The organism is Roseivivax lentus (assembly GCF_900156805.1).
GTDB lineage: Bacteria > Pseudomonadota > Alphaproteobacteria > Rhodobacterales > Rhodobacteraceae > Roseivivax > Roseivivax lentus.
The window spans coordinates 40,419-57,934 of the sequence record NZ_FTOQ01000011.1; the positions used below are offsets into that span (position 1 = coordinate 40,419).

Sequence of the window (17,516 nt, forward strand, 5' to 3'; positions counted from 1 at the left end):
TGAGATCGTGTCGGTGCTGGCAGACTAATTCGAACCAGTCTCTACTGATACCATCGCATTGGCCCTTGCGCAGCGTAGAGACCGCGCCGTCGGCGAGAGCGGCGGCGCATTTGGCCTTGAGGAGCGGTCTAGTGAATAGCCTGCGCGCTTGGTTGAAGCGGTTAGCGACGGAGGCATGGTCGGCGGCGAACTTCTGAAGACTTCGCATACGCCGAAACCGAGGCATCGCCCGCTCGCGTCGTCGGAAGGGCAGGTGTGACTTCTGGGCGCGATTGTTCTTCGAACAGCCTGTGTCTTGAAGACTTTCGGACCCAAGCTGCTCTGACAAGACCGCACATGGTCGTCGGCACAGTACGTCGCGGGGGAAAATTCTTCATTCGCGTCGACACGGGGAGTTCGTACACCCCGACAATTCCCCCGAAAAACAGAGCCTAACGGAATTCTGTGCCCCCGGTCGGCGGTTTTCCGACCGCGCCCCTTCGATCTCGGGACAGGCCCGGCTTTTCGTGATACAATTCTAGGGCGAATAGATTTTTTGACGCACCCATTTTTCAACTGCGCTCTCGTGCGCCTTGTCCCCGTGCGAGGACCTGAAGGCGTGTTTGCACATGACGGAACGGATACCTTTCTCCGCGATCTCTTCCATCTCTGGCACGGACTCGGATGGCATCCATCTGTTGTGGGGTCTGCCGGGCTATGCTCCGGCATCGCTCAGGGGATTCAGCATTCAGCGTCGCGATGCCCGGGATCGGCAGGAGAGGTTCACCTGCCACGACCTGAACCCCGTCGAGTTGAATATCCTGCATGCCACGCACCGGTTGTCCGTCCCGGTTGCGGAAATCGGTTACCGCCAGACGCAATGTCCGACGGGTCCGCGCAGCGTGCCGGACGAGCCCTCGGCCGATATGCCGGACGGGCGCATCTGTGCGGAGTTCCGGAAAGACCCGCCGGGCCTCGTCCGGGACCGCATCGAGCGGGCGGGATTCCGCTTCGATCCTGACGGATCATCCACCAATCGGCTGGAAATCGCGGGTGTCGATGCCGGTCAGGGGCTGCTCTTCGAGGAAGAGTTCACCTTCGATCTCGATGCCCCTGCCGGCCTGATCGAACTGGACATCTGGGCCTCGGGTGACGCGGTCTGGATCGCGGCCATCTCGGATGCAGGTGAAACGGTGTTTTCCGACACGCGGCCACTGCCGCGCGAGGCCCGATTCAGTCTTTCGATCCTCGCGGAAAACATCGTTCAGGTGCGCCTGAGTGTCGAGGGCGGCAAGGCGGTGATCCTGCGCGTCTGTCGCAGCGATCCCGGCAAACGCGCGACCGTTTTCGAAACGCTCGCAGGCAGGCGCCTCAAGAACCCCGTGACGCTTGACGACGTGACCTATTCGTCCTTCGACCGACAAGGTCAGGCGCTGGCCAGGAACGCCATCGCGCCCTTGGGTGCCGTGCGAGGTCTTGCTGTGGCGCAACGCATGGCCATCGACCTGCCGCCGGGTGCACGCGGGGTGGCATTGCGGATCCTGCACACTTCGCGCAGCCCGAAACTCCGGGGGCTGGACGCCGCCGGCCGTGAACTTTTCTCGTCGGTTTCGCGGATCCCGACCAATACCCCGACCACGCTGACATTCACACAGACCGGGCTCGCCCGGATCGAAATCACCGCGCCCCAGGCCGAAACGATCCTGCTGGAGACCTGCATCATCGGGGCGGGCGCATTGGCACTGCCGCGTCTGGCTTCGCCCGAGCGGTTCGCATTTGTCGGCGCGCCGGACGCGCTGACCGCCGTAACCTCGGTGGCTGCGATAAGAGGCGTACCGCAGGGGTGCGCGCGCTATGACATAGACCTGCGCCGGTTGGTTCCGGCCGCGCGTATCAGCGTCGGCGCAGCGGGCGCGCTGCTGATTACCTTCAGCGAAGGCAAAGCGGTGCATTCCCGCATTCTCACGGATCCAGGCGGTCTTCAGAACGCCGAAGTCCGACTGGATGGCGCCGGGCTGGACCGCGTCGTGCTCTATCTCGGCGCGCCCGCAAACTCGCTGCGAATTTGCAGCGTGGATTTCGCCGACAGGAAGGCCGAGGAGGCCGAATGGTCCGGTGTGCCCTTCATCGTCCGCAACCTCCAGATGCCCTTTCGGCGCATTGATCCGGCATTGAGCAACCTCGCCGACGAACGAAACCGCGCCGAACCGCGCCTCATCGATCCCGAAACGTTCGAACCGAACCGTTTCGAAGAGGTGTCGGGCTATGCCAACGCCGTCGCACAAGCGGCCCATGACTGGCCCGGCACGTTGGCGACCGTCCGCACCCGGTCCGACCCGCAGGAGGATCATGTCGAGGTGTCCGCCTGGCCGTTTCTGATGTCTCTGTCCACGGATGCCGGCTGGCGCCGGATGCTGGCGCTCGGGCATCTCGACAAGGACGGCCTTGTCGAGGGCAACCGCTACGATTACCGCATCACCGCGGAGTTTCGTCGCGCCGATATCGACGAGACGATCTACAGCTTTCATACCGTGCCCACGGGTTTGAAAGTTCCCGGCGCGTTTGCGTTGGATGACCTGGAATGCAGCCTGCTCGGCCGCGGTGAGGTGGTCTGGCGAAGCGATGCACCGGGCGGCGCGGTCGAGCCCGGGCGGCGCGGGCTGCGCTTCCGTCCCCTGATCCCGCACCTGCCGACATTGCGTATGACCTTGCCTGTCCCCGCAGACCGGATCGCACTCGAATTCGCGCCCGGCGAGATGCAGAATGTCGAGATCATCACCGACTCAGACGCGGCGGACGCGGCGGGCCAGCCGCGCACCAAGCGGCAGAACCTCGGCGCAAGTCGTCGTATCGATCTGGAGTTCGACTTCCCGATCGACAGTTTCATGCTCACCGGTTCAGCGGTGCTCTATGCGGTGCGCCTGCCCCGCTACGCCAAGGGCATCGATCCCGAAGAGGCCGTGCTGCGATCCTCCACGCTCAGCGGCATCCGGTTCGAGGCAGGCACGCCCACTGCCGCGCCATCCGCCTTGGGCACGGTGAACCTGCAGACCGCGCCGGTGGTGACCGATACCAATCTCGGGTCACGGGATGCACCGCAAGACCTCGGCTTTCGACTGCATTGGCCGGCGCCGCCGCCCGCGGGCGGAATTGAAGCACTCTGGCCGGCGGACCTTGCGGCCGCACCGCCGACGGAGGCGCTGTTTTACTGGATCGAACGGCGCGAGTTGGGTGGTGCCGACTGGAAGCGGCTATCGGATGATGAGGGGCCGATCCGCTTCTTCCGTTCCAGCGGCGTCCAGACCGATCCGCCCCAGGTGCATTGGGGCGCCGATCTGCTGGCTCTTTTCCCCGCCAGCTCCGCCCCCGTGCCCCCTGTCGATCCCTTGGTGAGTGCCTCGGACGTGCTGACCGCCCCGCAGCAGCCCGGACCCGCGCCCGGAACGCTCTTCCAATACAGGGTCCAGAGCGTCGACGTGATCGGTCGGACCTCGAGCCCGCGCACAGGCTCCGTCGTCCGGCTGGAGAAGCGCCGTCCGCCGCCCATGCCGGCCGGGCCGGTCATGGCATCGCCGCTGAACACCGAACAGGAAGCGCGCGGCGTGACCGTGCGCGTGATCCAGGCCGGGGAGCCGGGCCTGAGCGACGGCGACCTGGTCCTGCTTGGCCCGTCCTCCAATATCGTCGTGATCGAATGGGGCTGGCACGACAATCAAAGGTCGGAGGATCCGTGGGTCACGGAATTCAGGATTTACTGGGAACCGAAACCCTTCGACCTGGTGAACGGCAACATCACCGGTCCGCATGCGATGTCAGGCGGCCAGATTCTGGTGCCCGTGCAATTCGATCGTTCCGTTCCTGTCGATTTCATGAAGAACCGGCGATTGCGCATGGGCGATACGACCTACAAGGTCGTGTCGCATCCGGCGGGCAGCACCGTGACCATGCGGTTGAACCCGTCTCCGACGCGGCCCGGTGCGCGTCCGCAACCCGGACCGTTCCGCTTTCGCCCCATGCTGGACGGCAGTGAATTGCGCCCCAGCCGGTGGCAAGAGCGCGTGGCCATCGTGCCGCTGACCGCGGAAACACGCTACCGACACGTGATCCGCGATCGGCTGACCTTCAGCGAGGCCAACCCGATCCAGCGCATCTGGGCGGGCGTGACGGCGGCGGACAACCAGTCCTACATTCCCGATGAACGCATCTCCGGGCCCCTGTCGGGCCGCTCGGGAAACGAATCGAGCGTGGCCGCGGTTTCCGCGGATGCGCGCCGCTATGGGCGCCCGGCCTTCACGCCGCCGCCTTTGTTGCCGGCGGCACCGGTCATCCTGACCTCGGAGCCGATCCGCGGCGAGGTGGCGCATGTGCTGGACCTCGCGGCCGATATCGCGGCGGGCGCCATCACCCCGGGCGATCTGGTTGTGGTCGAACGGCTGAACCTCGTCGAGATCACGGCCCGGCTTACAGCCACCGCCACGGGCGCGACGCTCAGCGCGCCGGACGGGTCCGCGCGCGCATACACGCCCGCCGCCCCCGCCGATCAGGCGGAGTTGACGGGCCAGCTGGCCAAGGGCCCGCCCGGACGGGTGGCCGGCAAGTTCCTGCGAGACATTCTCGGCCAGTTCGAAACCGACTTCGATACCCTTTGGGAGCGGACGACGCCACAGCCGGTGCCGTTCGGCGCGCTCAACATCACCCTGCCGTCGGATGCCGCGCGCTATGTCTTCCGGGTGCGGCGCGCCGATGCGACCGGGCGGGTGTCTGCGCGCGGGGCTGTCACCGATCACATCTATCGCGTGCCCGACCTGCGTCCCCCGTCGACGCCGGAGATCCGGTTCGTCGCATCGGCAGGAGCCATGGCGCAGACCAGGGCACGACTCACGGATCGCTTCGACATCGACGCTGTCGCCTTTTTCGTCCTGGCAACGCCTGTGGGGGCCGATTTCGGTCCTGCCACCCGCACACCGCCTCAAGTGCTCCGGGTGCCCAACCTTCAAGGCCAATACCCGGATGCCGGTATCAGGCTGCGTCTGGCCACAGGCCGGATTCTGAACCCGATAAAGGCCACGCGGGCCCAATCCGTCACCGACGGCCCCGAGCGGGAATTCTCTGCTGACCTCCCCGTTGGTCTCGACGCGCAGGGCGCCGTCTGGGCGGTGGCCCTCAACCGCGACGGAGCCCCGTCGCGCCCGGGCGGGCCCGTCCTCGTTCTGGGCGATCCCGCACCGCTGAGCGTGCCGACGCTTGTCGTGACCGCGAATGGCGCCGAAGACCTGCTGAGCTGGTCCGATGCTCCCGCGGCCACGGAGATCGCCTTCGAACGCTCCACCGATGCGGGGGCGACATGGACAAGGGTCACGGGCTGGCGCCGCCCGGGCGCCGGGACGTTGAGTGTCGATGCCGGCGGGGGCGGCGCCCGGACCTACCGCATCGTATTGCGCAGCGCACGCACGACCGCGGACGGCACAGCCGTGAGCCCGAGCTAGGGAAAGGACAGACGATGCCCACATTCATCTCGCCCTTTGCCGACCCTACGCGATGGAACTTCGCGCGCGCGCCATCGGTCACGATGCCGGTCGGCACGCGCTATGCCGGCCATGTCATGCCCGTGGTCCGCGCCACGGCAGCCGCCGCGGAGGCCCTCGTCTGTCCGACCCGCGCCATGTTGCGGATAACGGATGTGACAGGCCCGCCCGCCCTGCGCTTTGCGGAATTGGAACCGATGGCCTTCGGCGCACCGGCTGTGGCGCGCCGGCTGACCGGCGGTATCCCGACCCTGTACCTGATCCTCGACGGTGCCCCCACCCTTACCCCGGGCACAGGAGACCCGCTATCGGCTGGCGACGCGCTGCTGACGGCGACGGCCGTGTCCTTCGGTCTGTTCGATCAGGGTCGGGCGGAACTTGACACGGCCGCGGCGTTGCAAAACCTCGTCGATGCGATGACGGCCGCAGGCGATACCGCAGCGCCGACGGCCGGCACCTCTGCGGTCGCGGACCTGATCACTGCCATCGCAGGCGACATCACCCCGTCCCCGATGCTGGTGCTGGACACGGCAGGCCGTCGCGTCCGCGCAGGAAGCTTCCGCATCAACCGAACCGGCGGAGCGGCGGCCATCGACCTGAGCCTCGATCCGGCCGATGACGGTGATCTGCAACAGGCGCTGAGCCGGGCGCGCGCTGGCGATCCGACCCTGCCGGCCGATCTGACGGGGCTGGGTGCCGGTGCGAGCATCGAGCAGATCGCACCGGTGCCCGGCGCGGCGCAATGGGCGGCATTCGCAAACCCTGCGCGCACCGGTGCGGCACCGTTCGACATGGGCTCCAACCGCCATTTCACGACTACCGACCTTCATGACTGGTTTCCCGCGCAAGACGCCGTTCCCACGGGTGCTGCGGCCTCTCCTCTCCAGCGTTTCACCAAGGGCAACCGGATCACCACGTTCCTGAACGGCCCGCCCTATTTCGACGACCTTTTCGCGGCATTGCACGCGGCGGATGCTGCAGGTGGCGGGGTGCACCTGGCGGGGTACTCCATGTATCCCGGCGCGCCGCTGATCAAGCGCCGCTGGAACGACGATCTCGGGACGGACCTGTCGATCTCGGCCGCGGACAACCGGGCAGGCGCGGGTGACGTGCCCGTGACGCTCGAACAGGCCAATGCGCGGATCTCGAGCGCGGGCCAGGGGGGGCGCTTCCTGCCGCTGCGGTTCATCAATTCCGACGATCTCTCGGCGGTGACGGCGGTCGAGATCCTGGTCGTCCACGTGCTTGGCATGACATTGATGATCCTCAACATCTTCGGGGTCCGGTTTGCGCGCATGAACACGGCGGGGATCATCGTGCTGATGGCCGTGATCCTGACCAATGCGATCATCATCTCCATCCTCACGGCGAACGGCGCCGCGGCGCTGGAACCGAGCAAGGATGCGGTCGACCGTCTGGACGGCCAGGGCGGCGTCTCGGAGGCGCGCCTGGACGGCCTGCCCGTCAGCAAGGATGACAACCCGCTGGTCGACGGGTTCGACGGGGCACTGAACAGTCTTGTCTTCGGCGCGGTCTTCGGCGCGCTCGAGCGGTTCGGCGCGTTTCACCAGAAGATCGCGATCGTGAAGACACCGGCTGATGTGATCGCCTATTGCGGCGGGATCGATCTGAACCCTGACCGCATCGACGACGAACGCCACCTCGCGGCCTCACCTTATCAGGACACCCAGATCCGCATCGACGGTCCCGCCGTGCGCGACATCGCTCTCACCTTCGAGCAGCGCTGGACCCGCGAGGCCGGCGCGGCCTCCCCCGCCATCGCCACCCCTGCCCTTGCCGACCTGCCGACCTCGGGCACCATGATCGCGCAGGTGGCGCGCACCTATCCGCAGGCCCGCGCTGCGGCGCGCGGCCTCGATTTCGCGCCACAGGGCGACGCGACGCTGGTGCGGGGGGTGCTCGCCGCCATCGCCGCCGCGCGCGAATACATCTTCATCGAAGACCAATACATGACGCCCCCACCCGTGTATCGCGCGGCAATGGTTCAGAAGGTCGCCAATCGCGAGATCAAGTCGATGATCATCTGCGTGCCGAACGTAACGGACCAGCCGTTCGGCGAGGAAAAGCGCAACGCGTTCATCGCCGATCTGATCGCGGCCGATGCCGGAGCGGGCATCGTGAAGGTCGGCTATCCCCGTCAGCAAATCGTCATGCCCAGCGCCGAAACCGGGGCGATGCAGGGAAAGCTGCGCCTCACGAAAGACGTGGATGTCGGCGACACAGAGATCTTCGTGACCCCGCAGACACGGGTGCCCGCGACGCCGTTCTGGCTGTCCGTCGGTGGCGAGATCATGCGCGCCTATGACGATGTCGCGGTACCTTTGCCGGACCCCGGGGATGTGAACGGCGCAAAGGGATTACAGGTCGACCGCGGAGCCGATACCCGGATCACGGCCGGACCGCCCACACCTGCCGGGGCATCGCCGAGAAAGCACAAGGAGGGGGATGCCGCATCCATCGTGAACCTGGCCGGGATCTACGTTCATTCCAAGCTGATGATCATCGACGACGTGTATCTCAACATCGGCTCGGCCAACGTGAACCGCCGGGGGTACTTCCACGATGCGGAATGCAACGTGCTGACCCTGCCCGAAGCCTTGCGATCCGATCCGCGCAACACGGTCGCCAAGTTCCGCACCCAGCTCTGGGCCGAAATGCTCGATCTGCCCTACCCGATGAGCGAACCCATCCTGCGCGACCCGGTCGCATCTTCTGCGCTATTCGACCGCAACCAGTTCCTTGGCAACAGGTTCGTGCCGCTCGAGGCGATGCCACACCATCTGGTTTTCGGCGCGGTCACCGGGGACAGCGTCGCGGGCGCGTTACTGACCTCGGTCACCGGTCTGGGCGTGTTCACGCTCGGGACGCTGGAACGTGAAGCGTTCTTCGACGCCGTGGTCGATCCGACAACCGATCTGGAAGACAGGGTGTAAAGGGGGTGCACGGCCATGGCCATGAAGCTGAGTGAACTCCTCTCGCTCCCCGGGGCTGCGGATTTCCTGGAAGGGTGGCCGCCGCGCATCCAACCCAATGCCGGATTGGAAGCGACGTCGGATGCCGATTACCTCAGCTGGCTTGCCTTCCTCGACATGGCGGTATCGGTCGAGGATGTCCGTTTCGGCGCCGATGCGAATGGCGTCGGGGTCGAGGCGACGCTGACCGCCAACATGGAGCAAGGCGCGTTTTCCGACGGTTTTCCCTTTGCGATCTTCACCCTGTCGGATGTGCAGTTCCGCATCCTCAACATCTCCAGCTCACAGCCGGTCAGGCTGATTGCCCGGCTGACGGATGCCGGGCCGGAAGTCTTGCTGGAGGGTCTGCCCGTCGAGATCGGTCTGCCCGAGGGATTGGTGATCCCCCCGGACCCGGAAGAGGGCACCAGCGACGTTGCCGAAATCGAGAAGAAATCCGGAAAGTTTATATCCGGCTCGGCGAAACCCGACGACCAGGAAATCATCATTCGGCGGTCCGGGCGCACGACCATCCGCACCCATATCCGGCTGCACATGGATGCGGCGGGCGATTTCACGATGCGCTTCGCCGTGCCGGTCAATTTCTCCAAATGCAAGCTTTCGGGTATCCCCTGCCTTGCGGTTCACGGGTTCACGCTGATCCCGTCACCCACCCGCGCCACCGACGAGCTGGGCTGGATACACCATGGCCTGGAGCCTTGGGACGCGGATGCCAACCCGATACAGGGGCAGTTCGCGGTTCGCGCGCTCGAGATCGACCCGATGGCCGAACCGATCCGGGATGCGGCCAGGGCGCTGACCGATACGAACGACACCGATCCCACGGCGGTGTTGGTGATCGAAGACCTCGTCGTGCCGTTCTATTCCCTTTGGGTCCTGCCGATCCCCCGGCATATCACCATCGGCGTGCGGCGACGGAACGTGGACCCCTTCGACATCGAGGAAGTCTTCGATTTCAACAAGGCACCGGTCAAGGGACAGATTTCGAGCGATCCCAACCTTCAGCTCATACTCGAATCCTTCTTTTTCCGATCCATGCCCATCGAAGAGCTGGATCGTGACCTCGGCCTGACCTTCAAGGCCGGGTTGGTCATCGGCTCGAGCGCGGCGCCGGGCGAAAGCGGCGAAACCATCGACCACAACACGATCCTGTTGGAGCTGGGCGAAAATTACACCGTGCGCGCAGGCTACAAGCGCGAGTTTTCCGCAGGCGGTCTGCCCGAGGCGGGCACGGGCGGCGCGCGCACGATCAACGACTTGCTGCACTGGGAAATCGCCAATACCGAACTGGACGTGATGGCGCTTCGGGCAGGCTATGCCATCGGCAAGGCCGTCTCCGATGGCGCGGGTTTTGCCGATTGTTTCGAACTCACCATCGATTTGTGGGTGACCATCGCCAATACCGATGCGGGCGTCGTACAGATCCGGGGCCTTTCGGGCAACGAGACCACCTTCGCCGTCACCGATCTGGGATGGAAACAAGGCAGCTTGAGCCTGAAGACACTCGCCTTTCCGGACGGGGTCATGATCGTGATTGCCAGAGTGGCCTACGTGATCCTGGAGGAACTGGGCCTCGCCGTGGAGAACGGCGCCACCTATTTCACGATCACGGGCGGGCTGGGCTTCGAATTGCCTTCCGGTTTCAAAGGCTCGGCATCGGTCAAACGCCTTCGCTTCAATATCGCGGGAAATCCCGACGCGCCCACACCATTGCTGGACGGTGCCTTCGCACGTTTCGAGGCGCCACAGGTCAAGATCGAGTTTGGCGGTTACTACACCAAGAAGACCGTCGATCAGAACGAGATCGAGGAATTCGCGATGTCGGGCAAGGTCGCCGTCGATCTCGGCGCCGACAATTTCTCCATCGGGCTCGACATGATCCTCGGCAAGGTGCGTGGCCCGGTCGACGACTTCAATTACCAGCTGTTCTTTCTTTTCGCGCGCGCCTCCATTCCGGCCGCGGCCTTTGAATTTCGCGGGGCGCGTTTGCTGTTTGCAAACAACATGCAGCCGAAGCTGGACGAGCAGAAGCCGGGGCAGCTTCGATATTACACCTGGTACAAATCGTCTCTCGATACCCTCTCCGTTCCGGCTGAGAGGCGGCTTGCGAAATGGCAGGCGCAGAACGATGCCTGGGCATTCGGCGTCGGTCTCAACGCCTCCATCGCGAGCTTGGGCAAGATCCTCGAACTGGGCGTGTTCGTCATGGGGCTCGATGGGCCAGAGGAAGGCGGATTGCTCATCGTCGGCGAGGCCTTTCTGGCCTCGAACCCGAAGCCCGTCGCCTTCCTTGCCATCGAGTGGGACGGCAAGGAGGGCCGCTTCTCGATGCTGCTGGGCATCGATCTGTCCATCGCTCATTTCGTCGACGGCGCGCCGGATTGGTTGGGCAGCCTGATCACGATCACGGGCTCGCTGTTCATCTCGAATGATCCGGGCACGGTTGCGATCGGACGGATCGCCGATCAGCGCAGCTGGTTCCGGCTGGTGTGGAACATCGACTTCCTGCTCGGAAAGACCTTCTTCGAGATCGGCTTCTGTTTCGAATGGAGCGAAGGCCCGGACGGAGCCACGGGTTTCGGCCTGATCGTTCGTGCGGCTGGCGGCATGAACGCGGGCATCATCCGGCTGGAATACAATCTCGGCTTCGGCCTTGTCGTTGCCAGCTTCAACACCGGGTCGTCCGCATTCGCGGTCGCGGTCTGGATCGAGGGTGGCCTGCGCTTCGTGCTGTTCGGTTTCATCCGGTTCGGAATTTCCGCCAAGATCGAATTTCGCGTCGTCGGGCCGGACCCGTCACGCGGGGAGCTGACATTCACGATCAAGCTCGAAACGCCCTGGTTTCTGCCCGATATCACCTGGACTTTCGAAAAGGAGTTCGGAGAACTGGAGCCGGAGCGCCTGTCGGTCGCGACCGGCGCGTTGCGGTCCGGAGGCGCACGCCAGGCGGTGACGAATGTCCCCCTTACCCTGTTTGTCACACGGCTCGATGCGAATTGGGACGGAACGGGCGCCGCGCCTGTCCATTCGATCGAAAGCCTGCGGGGGTTCGTACCACAGGAGGCACAGCGGCTGACGGCCTTCGCCAATGCCGACATCGACCTGCTGCCGACGGACGCGACCGTGTCCGTCGATTTCACCGTGGCGATCGATGACGGGCTGGGCATCGGCGGCGCCGGGGCCGATCAGGGCAAGCAGAAGGCCGGCGACCTCGACCTTCGGTACCGGCTGGTGGGCGTCGAGGTCCGGCGGCGCGCGCGCTTTGGCGCCGATCGCAGCTGGAAGACGATCGCCGAGCGGGTCGCACTCGAAGCCGATTTCTCCGATCCGTCAGGCGCTACGCTATCGGGCGAGATTGGGCCGCAGGCCATCACCATGATGTGGGACACCGACGTTCGCATCTCGAGCGAAACCGCCGCAAAACGCCTGCTTCTGAACAGCGAAGCACCGTTCGAGTACAACACGCAAAACCCCGAAGCGGATGACGAGGTCGTCGAGGGCAATCCGAACTGGCCGTGCTGCGGAGGCCAGACGAAGCGCCGGCAGCGTCGGCGGCATATCATCACCTTCACCGACGAAGTGACCGGAGACGAGTTGCGGACCCCGCCCGCCGGTGCTCGCCTGTTTTCCGACAGCATGAGCCCGCTGCGCCTGCCGCTGCCGACGACCGCCCGTCCGCCCCTCGGGATTTCGGGCGCGCCGGCCTCGATGCAGGTGGCTGCGGTCACCCTGCGGCATTCGGCACGAGTCTTCACCGCCGAATTCGACGCGCCCGCCATCGTCTTCGTCATGCGCTTTGCCTGGATCGGCGCGGATGCGGAACTGGAACTGATCGCGGAAGACGCCCAAGGCGACACGGTCGGCACCGAACGCATGAAACTCAGGCAGACGGGCGCGCTGCAATCGATCACGCTCGCGGCCACCGGTCCCATGCGGCGCGTAGTCGGCCGCGTGATTCTGGGACAGAGACAGAACGCGCCCAACCTCACCTTCGGCAACTTCGATCTGCCCAGCGATTTCTTTGCCGCCGCCCTGGAAATCGAACGGCAGGTCTACATCGCGGTGCGCGACTGGATCGACGACGCAACCGAAGACGCCTGCAACGAAGGCTCCGACGCATTCCGCCGCCAGTATGAAGGCAAGGGCAAGTTCTTCTGGTTGCCGAACCACGACTACGAAGTCGCGGTGAAAACGCAGGTTTCTGTCGATCATCCGCAGGTCGACGAAGAGCTGACCGATATCACGGAACACCTGATGTTTGCCACAAAGGGGTGGCCGGGCCTGAACGCGAGCGAAGAGGTCGGCGACGAGGTCCGGCCCTACGTCGCCAGCAGCTATAACGGCGGGCGCGGGACGTTGTACCGCGAAGAACCCGTCGCCATCGCGATGACCGAAGAACTCGCGATTGCCGTACCGCTGGCCCATCGCCCGGCAGGTTCGACGGCAGAAGAAACCCAGCTGTTCGCCATGCGTCTGGTGGCAGAGCCGCAGGCGGCGCTTATCTCGGACACGCCAGGCACCGCCACTTCCGGCGATTGGATCGTCGCCCATCGCACATTCGTCGCGGTGGTCGCACAATTGCCCTATGCCTACGGTGTCGGACGCGCGGAAACCGCCGCCGTGAACATGATCTCCACCAATCCGCTGCGGGAACGACTTGCCGGGCTGACCCAGCGGCCCGAGGTCGATTGCGGCCTTGCCGATCCGCGGGATGTCATCGGATCGGCGCTTCTTGCCTATCCGGAAGGCGCCGCCGATCCCGAAGACCCCGCGCGCAAGCTCTGGCCCACCAATACACCCTTCCGCGCCGTGGTCCGTCCCGACGGAGCACCTTTCGTGCACCGCGCGGCATTTCAGCCCGCCGATGCCACCGCCTTCGCATACCGCACGGACGGCAATACCGCCGGCACATCCTGGACTGTCTCCGACGGTCTTCTGGCGCCCGTCGGCACGCCCGCCTTGCAACATGCGCTCTTCGGTGAGCCCGACTGGCTTCACGCTTCGGTCACCGCGACGCTTCGCCGGGGCACGGGCCGGGTCGGCGTGGGCCTGGCCTGCCCCGCCACCGGGATCGGCGACGGGATCTTCGTCTTTGTCGACGCGAGCCACTCCCCGGACCGTCTGGTCATTGCCCGCCGCAATGCTGCGGGCGGATATTCGGAGTTGAACGGCGCCACGTTGCAAGAGGCAGCGGGCGACGATGTCCTCGTGATCACGTCGTTCGACGACAAGGTCCGCGCTCAGGTCGGCGATGTGGTGGTGGACGCGGATCGCGGCGAGCTGCGCGAAGGCCGGTTCTGCCTGTCCGCGGAAGGCTCCGGGGGCTTCCTGTCGCTGTCGGTGCGCGGGCTCGCGCTCTACGATTTCGACTTCCAGCCCAGCCGCTACATGGGCTTCGCCGAACATGTCGCAAGCTGGGGAGGCGCCGTCGATCGGCTGACGCCGAACCTCATGGGTACCGGCACGACGACGACCACGGTCTCCGCCCTCTGTGCCGCGACGCGCGCGGCGATATCCACGGCAATGGACCCGGCCGCACCGGCCCTCGATCGTGCGGCCATGTTCGAGCAATGGACCACGGAGTTGGGTCTGCCCTTGCGGACCGACCCCGAGCGGCTTGAAATCTCGGCCTTCGACGAGTCGGGAACGACCCGGGCCCTTCTACTGGAAAGCCCCGAACGTCTCGATTTCACGGAAGAGGTCACCCTGCAACTCACGCGGATCGAGTTCCGCCGCCGCGCGATCACACCCGGGCTTTCGCTGATCGATCCGCCGGTGATCGATAGGATCATCGACCGGTTTTCGCGTGTTGAGGCGCCGCCGATGCGCACACCGCCGCGACCGTTCCCGCCTCTCGAGCGGTTTGAGACGAGCCTAGGCACGCGGTTGACGACGACTGCTGAAATCGCCGCCGGGGCGACGGTCACGGCGCGCATTCTCGCGACCGAAACGGCCAATGGTCAGTTGCTGATCGCCCTCGGCGATGACAAGGCCACCTCGGAGACCCGGCGCATCGCGGTCCCGCAGGAACTGCGCGGGACCGAGCTGCGCGTCGGCGACCGGATCGACCTGACCGCGGACTTGGATCGCGTGCTGGAACACTGGCGCCTCGAAGTGGTGGAAACCGGCGTCGACGTTGTCGTCCTGCAGAATGCCGAAGCGACCTGCGCGATCGTAATCCCTGTCTCAGGTGCCAACGCCGTGGCCCTCGACGCCGGGCAGTACCGGATCGATGCCGGGATCGCCCGCGCCCGCTGGGCCACGACCTCCGGCGCGGATGACGCCAATACCTACGAAAAGAACGCCAGCCTGATCTTGCGGATTTGAGGGCATGCGTCCGATCTCAGCCGGACAGTGGTGCGACGCGCAGGAAAGGCACGCCGCGGCAGCCGGGGTCGAGCACGGTCGCGGACCTGACGCGCGACATCGCATCAGCTGCGGCATAGGCCTGGCCAAGCAAGAGCGATCCGGTCAGCGGCGGCATCGCGGCTTCGACGGGAACGGCGCCCGAGCCGTTCACATCGTCCGCTATCGACACATCGAGCAACGCTTCGTCCGGACGCGGTTCCGCGCCAAGGCATATCGCAACAGCGCCCGCCATGGGCGAAATGCCCGGATAGATGGTGCGCTGTGCGGCAGCGAGGGGCGGCGGTGCATCGGCCGCGGCAATCGCAAGGCCGACATCGGCCCGGTCGTCTTCGATCAGCCGCACCGCAAGCGAGATCGCTCGCATCCATGCCCCGGCCCCGGCGGCGATCGAGAACGCGCAGGATTTGGACTGAACGGCTGCCGCAATGGCCGCGGAGACGGCAGAGGGCAGCGTCGCGGGAAACCGCAAAGGGTCGAGGCTTTTCCATCCACCCTGGATTTGCCGTTCGATAAAGGTCCATTCCGGGCCGGATTGCGGCTGTTCCACCGCCACCACGAGTGCCAGCCGTTCAGGGTCGGTCACTTGCCCGCCGAGCGCCGCTTGCGCGGCCGCCAAACCCAGGACAGCCGCGTAGGATTGTCGTGACGCATGGCGCAGACCTGATGCCTTGATGTCCTGCGCGCGCGGCTCGGCGCAATCCGGCCGCGGTGTCAGTACGGACAGGCGCGCAACATGGCCGGTCATCGACGGCCCCCGACCAGCACCGCGGCGTTCGCACCGCCGAAGCCGAGCGCGGTCGCCAGTACCGGATGATGCCGCGGCAAGGTGCGCGCTTGCCCACGCACGACGTCGAGGCCCGCGACATCGCCGGGAACATTCGCGGGCCAGGTCGGCGGCAGCGATCGCCGTCGCCAGGCCTCTGCCGCGACGGCGAGGTTCAAAAGCCCCGCAGCGCCCATGCAATGCCCGACATGCCCCTTGATGGAGGTCGCGGGCGGCGCGCCCTTCGGCCAGATACGCGCGCAGACCTTGGCTTCGGTCGCGTCGTTCGCCACGGTCCCGGTGCCGTGCAAGACAAGGCCTCCGACATCCTCTGCGGTCACGTCCGCCCGCGCGAGCGCATCGCGAATGGCCGCCTCGAGCCCCCTGCCCTCGGCATCCGGCGCGGTCGGGTGACCGGCATCGCAGGCGACGCCCAATCCCAAGATGCGTGGGAGACCGTTTTCGCCTTCTGTGTCGAGCCGGATCGCGACCGCACCCTCCCCGATCAAGAGACCGTCGCGGTCATCCGAAAAGGGTCTGCAGCCATCGGCGCCGATGGCGCCCGCCCGGCGAAACCCGGCAATGCCCATTTGCGCCAACGCATCGGCAGCCGCTACGATACGTGGCCCGGGCGCCGTTTCAAGCAAGGCCAGGAAGGCCGCGTAAAGGCCCGAGGCGCAAGCGGCATAGGACGTCTCCGCGGGCCACAACCCGGGCAGATGCTGCACAACATCCATGATCGGCTCCGCAAGCAACGCGGGCGCTTCCCTGCCGATGGAGGGATGGGCGGGATCCGCGGCCGCGCGGTAGACCGCCTCGATCACATCCGTTTCGCTGTGGTTCGTCGCGAGGTGGACAGGGATCTCGTGGCGCGTAGCCGCATCGAGGGAGACCAGCACCCGTCGCAGCAACCGACCCGCCGGCCCCACGACACCGGCGTCTTTCGGCACGAGCGAAAGGTCTCTCGCCAGACCGGGCACCGCCGCCACGTGCACATCCTCCGACTGCGTCAGCCCGACCGCGTCAGCCCGCGTGATCGGCCGCGCATCGTCTTGCAGGACATCCCACAAGGCATCCATGCCCGTGCCCGCCGCCGTCTCGACGGCGATCGCGGTTATGACGGGTTGGCGCGTCACCGATCCAGCCTGACCGCCGCCCCACGCATGCGCGCAAGCTTCTGGTCGCCTGCCATGACACTGGCCTTGAAGCCCGTCATGCGTGGACCGTGAGACGTGTAGTGGACTTCCGTGATGAGATCGGTGTTCGGCCGTCCGGGCGCGTGGAACCGCGCATCAACAGACGCCATGCGCCAGTCCGCTCCATTGCCGCCGCCCTGCGACAACAACCCGAGAAGCATCGCGCTTTGACACATCTGTTCGATGAGCAGCGCCCCTGGCACCAAAGGATTTCCGGGGAAATGGGCTGAGATCAGCGGATCGTCCGCCGCATAGCGCATCCAGGTCACGATACGCGCCCCGGGCTCGACCTCGGTCACACCACGCACGAACAGGAATTCCGGGCCATAGGGCAAGACCACGCCAGGATCGACGGCTTCGGGATCAAGCAAGCTCGGCACGGACGAAATCGGCGAGTTTACGGGCCGTGTTCAAGCCGCGGATTTCGTCTTCGTCCGTTGGCTCGCGGACGCCGAAATCGTCGGCGAGCAACACGAACACGGTCACTGCGCCCAGCGAGTCGACGCCGAGATCGACGAAGATGTCATCGTCCAGTTCTATCCGGGCGGGCTCAAGGTCGGCAGCGTCCGCGATGGCCGCAATGACGCGGGTCTGGATGTCGTCGCTCTCAATCGATTTTTCGAAATCGGGACCGTCTTTCATGGCGAGCTCCATGATTGAAAATAACCGGATCCCGAAGCGTATCAGGCCT

Annotated in this window: 7 protein-coding genes and 1 pseudogene; 3 read left to right on the plus strand and 5 right to left on the minus strand. The window is 65.6% G+C overall.

Going from position 1 to position 17,516, the window contains the following annotated elements; translation table 11 throughout:
- Positions 1–88 precede the first annotated feature (88 nt).
- Positions 89–298, minus strand: a pseudogene (locus BW990_RS22315) (IS6 family transposase); the annotation flags it as partial.
- A gap of 310 nt (positions 299–608) precedes the next feature.
- Here BW990_RS22315 and BW990_RS15385 point away from each other — a divergent pair.
- The 3 genes from BW990_RS15385 (at position 609) to BW990_RS15395 (ending at position 14,824) form a co-directional block, all read left to right on the plus strand.
- The gene (locus tag BW990_RS15385; RefSeq protein WP_143526229.1) at positions 609–5,465 is read left to right on the plus strand and encodes a hypothetical protein; all 4,857 of its coding nucleotides are present in this window, start codon (positions 609–611) and stop codon (positions 5,463–5,465) included.
- Positions 5,466–5,701: 236 nt separating this feature from the next.
- A complete protein-coding gene (locus tag BW990_RS15390) occupies positions 5,702–8,458 on the plus strand; it encodes a hypothetical protein (protein WP_143526230.1) in 2,757 nt (918 codons plus the stop codon).
- A gap of 105 nt (positions 8,459–8,563) precedes the next feature.
- Positions 8,564–14,824, plus strand: a complete 6,261-nt coding sequence (locus tag BW990_RS15395) for a hypothetical protein (protein ID WP_159441669.1) — start codon at positions 8,564–8,566, stop codon at positions 14,822–14,824.
- A 16-nt stretch (positions 14,825–14,840) separates the two neighbouring features.
- Here the strand turns inward: BW990_RS15395 and BW990_RS15400 are convergent, their stop codons facing one another.
- The 4 genes from BW990_RS15400 to BW990_RS15415 form a co-directional block, all read right to left on the minus strand.
- Entirely contained in the window at positions 14,841–15,611 is a 771-nt protein-coding gene (locus tag BW990_RS15400; RefSeq protein WP_076449340.1) for a hypothetical protein, read from the minus strand.
- Positions 15,608–16,618 carry a beta-ketoacyl synthase N-terminal-like domain-containing protein gene (locus BW990_RS15405; protein ID WP_159441670.1) on the minus strand — a complete coding sequence of 337 codons (1,011 nt, stop codon included), beginning with the start codon at positions 16,616–16,618 and terminating at the stop codon, positions 15,608–15,610. Before BW990_RS15405 ends, BW990_RS15400 begins: the two co-directional genes overlap by 4 nt.
- 143 nt (positions 16,619–16,761) lie before the next feature.
- Entirely contained in the window at positions 16,762–17,205 is a 444-nt protein-coding gene (locus BW990_RS15410; RefSeq protein WP_159441671.1) for a 3-hydroxyacyl-ACP dehydratase FabZ family protein, read from the minus strand.
- Positions 17,189–17,467, minus strand: coding sequence for an acyl carrier protein (locus BW990_RS15415; RefSeq protein ID WP_159441672.1), 279 nt, complete (start codon positions 17,465–17,467; stop codon positions 17,189–17,191). Before BW990_RS15415 ends, BW990_RS15410 begins: the two co-directional genes overlap by 17 nt.
- Positions 17,468–17,516 lie beyond the last annotated feature (49 nt).

What these genes read in the sequence shown, in the direction of transcription:
- BW990_RS15390 (WP_143526230.1), top strand. Translation starts at nt 5,702, where the DNA reads ATGGCCTTCGGCGCACCGGCTGTGGCGCGCCGGCTGACCGGCGGTATC.
- BW990_RS15415 (WP_159441672.1), bottom strand. Translation starts at nt 17,467, where the DNA reads ATGAAAGACGGTCCCGATTTCGAAAAATCGATTGAGAGCGACGACATC.
- BW990_RS15400 (WP_076449340.1), bottom strand. Translation starts at nt 15,611, where the DNA reads ATGACCGGCCATGTTGCGCGCCTGTCCGTACTGACACCGCGGCCGGAT.
- BW990_RS15385 (WP_143526229.1), top strand. Translation starts at nt 609, where the DNA reads ATGACGGAACGGATACCTTTCTCCGCGATCTCTTCCATCTCTGGCACG.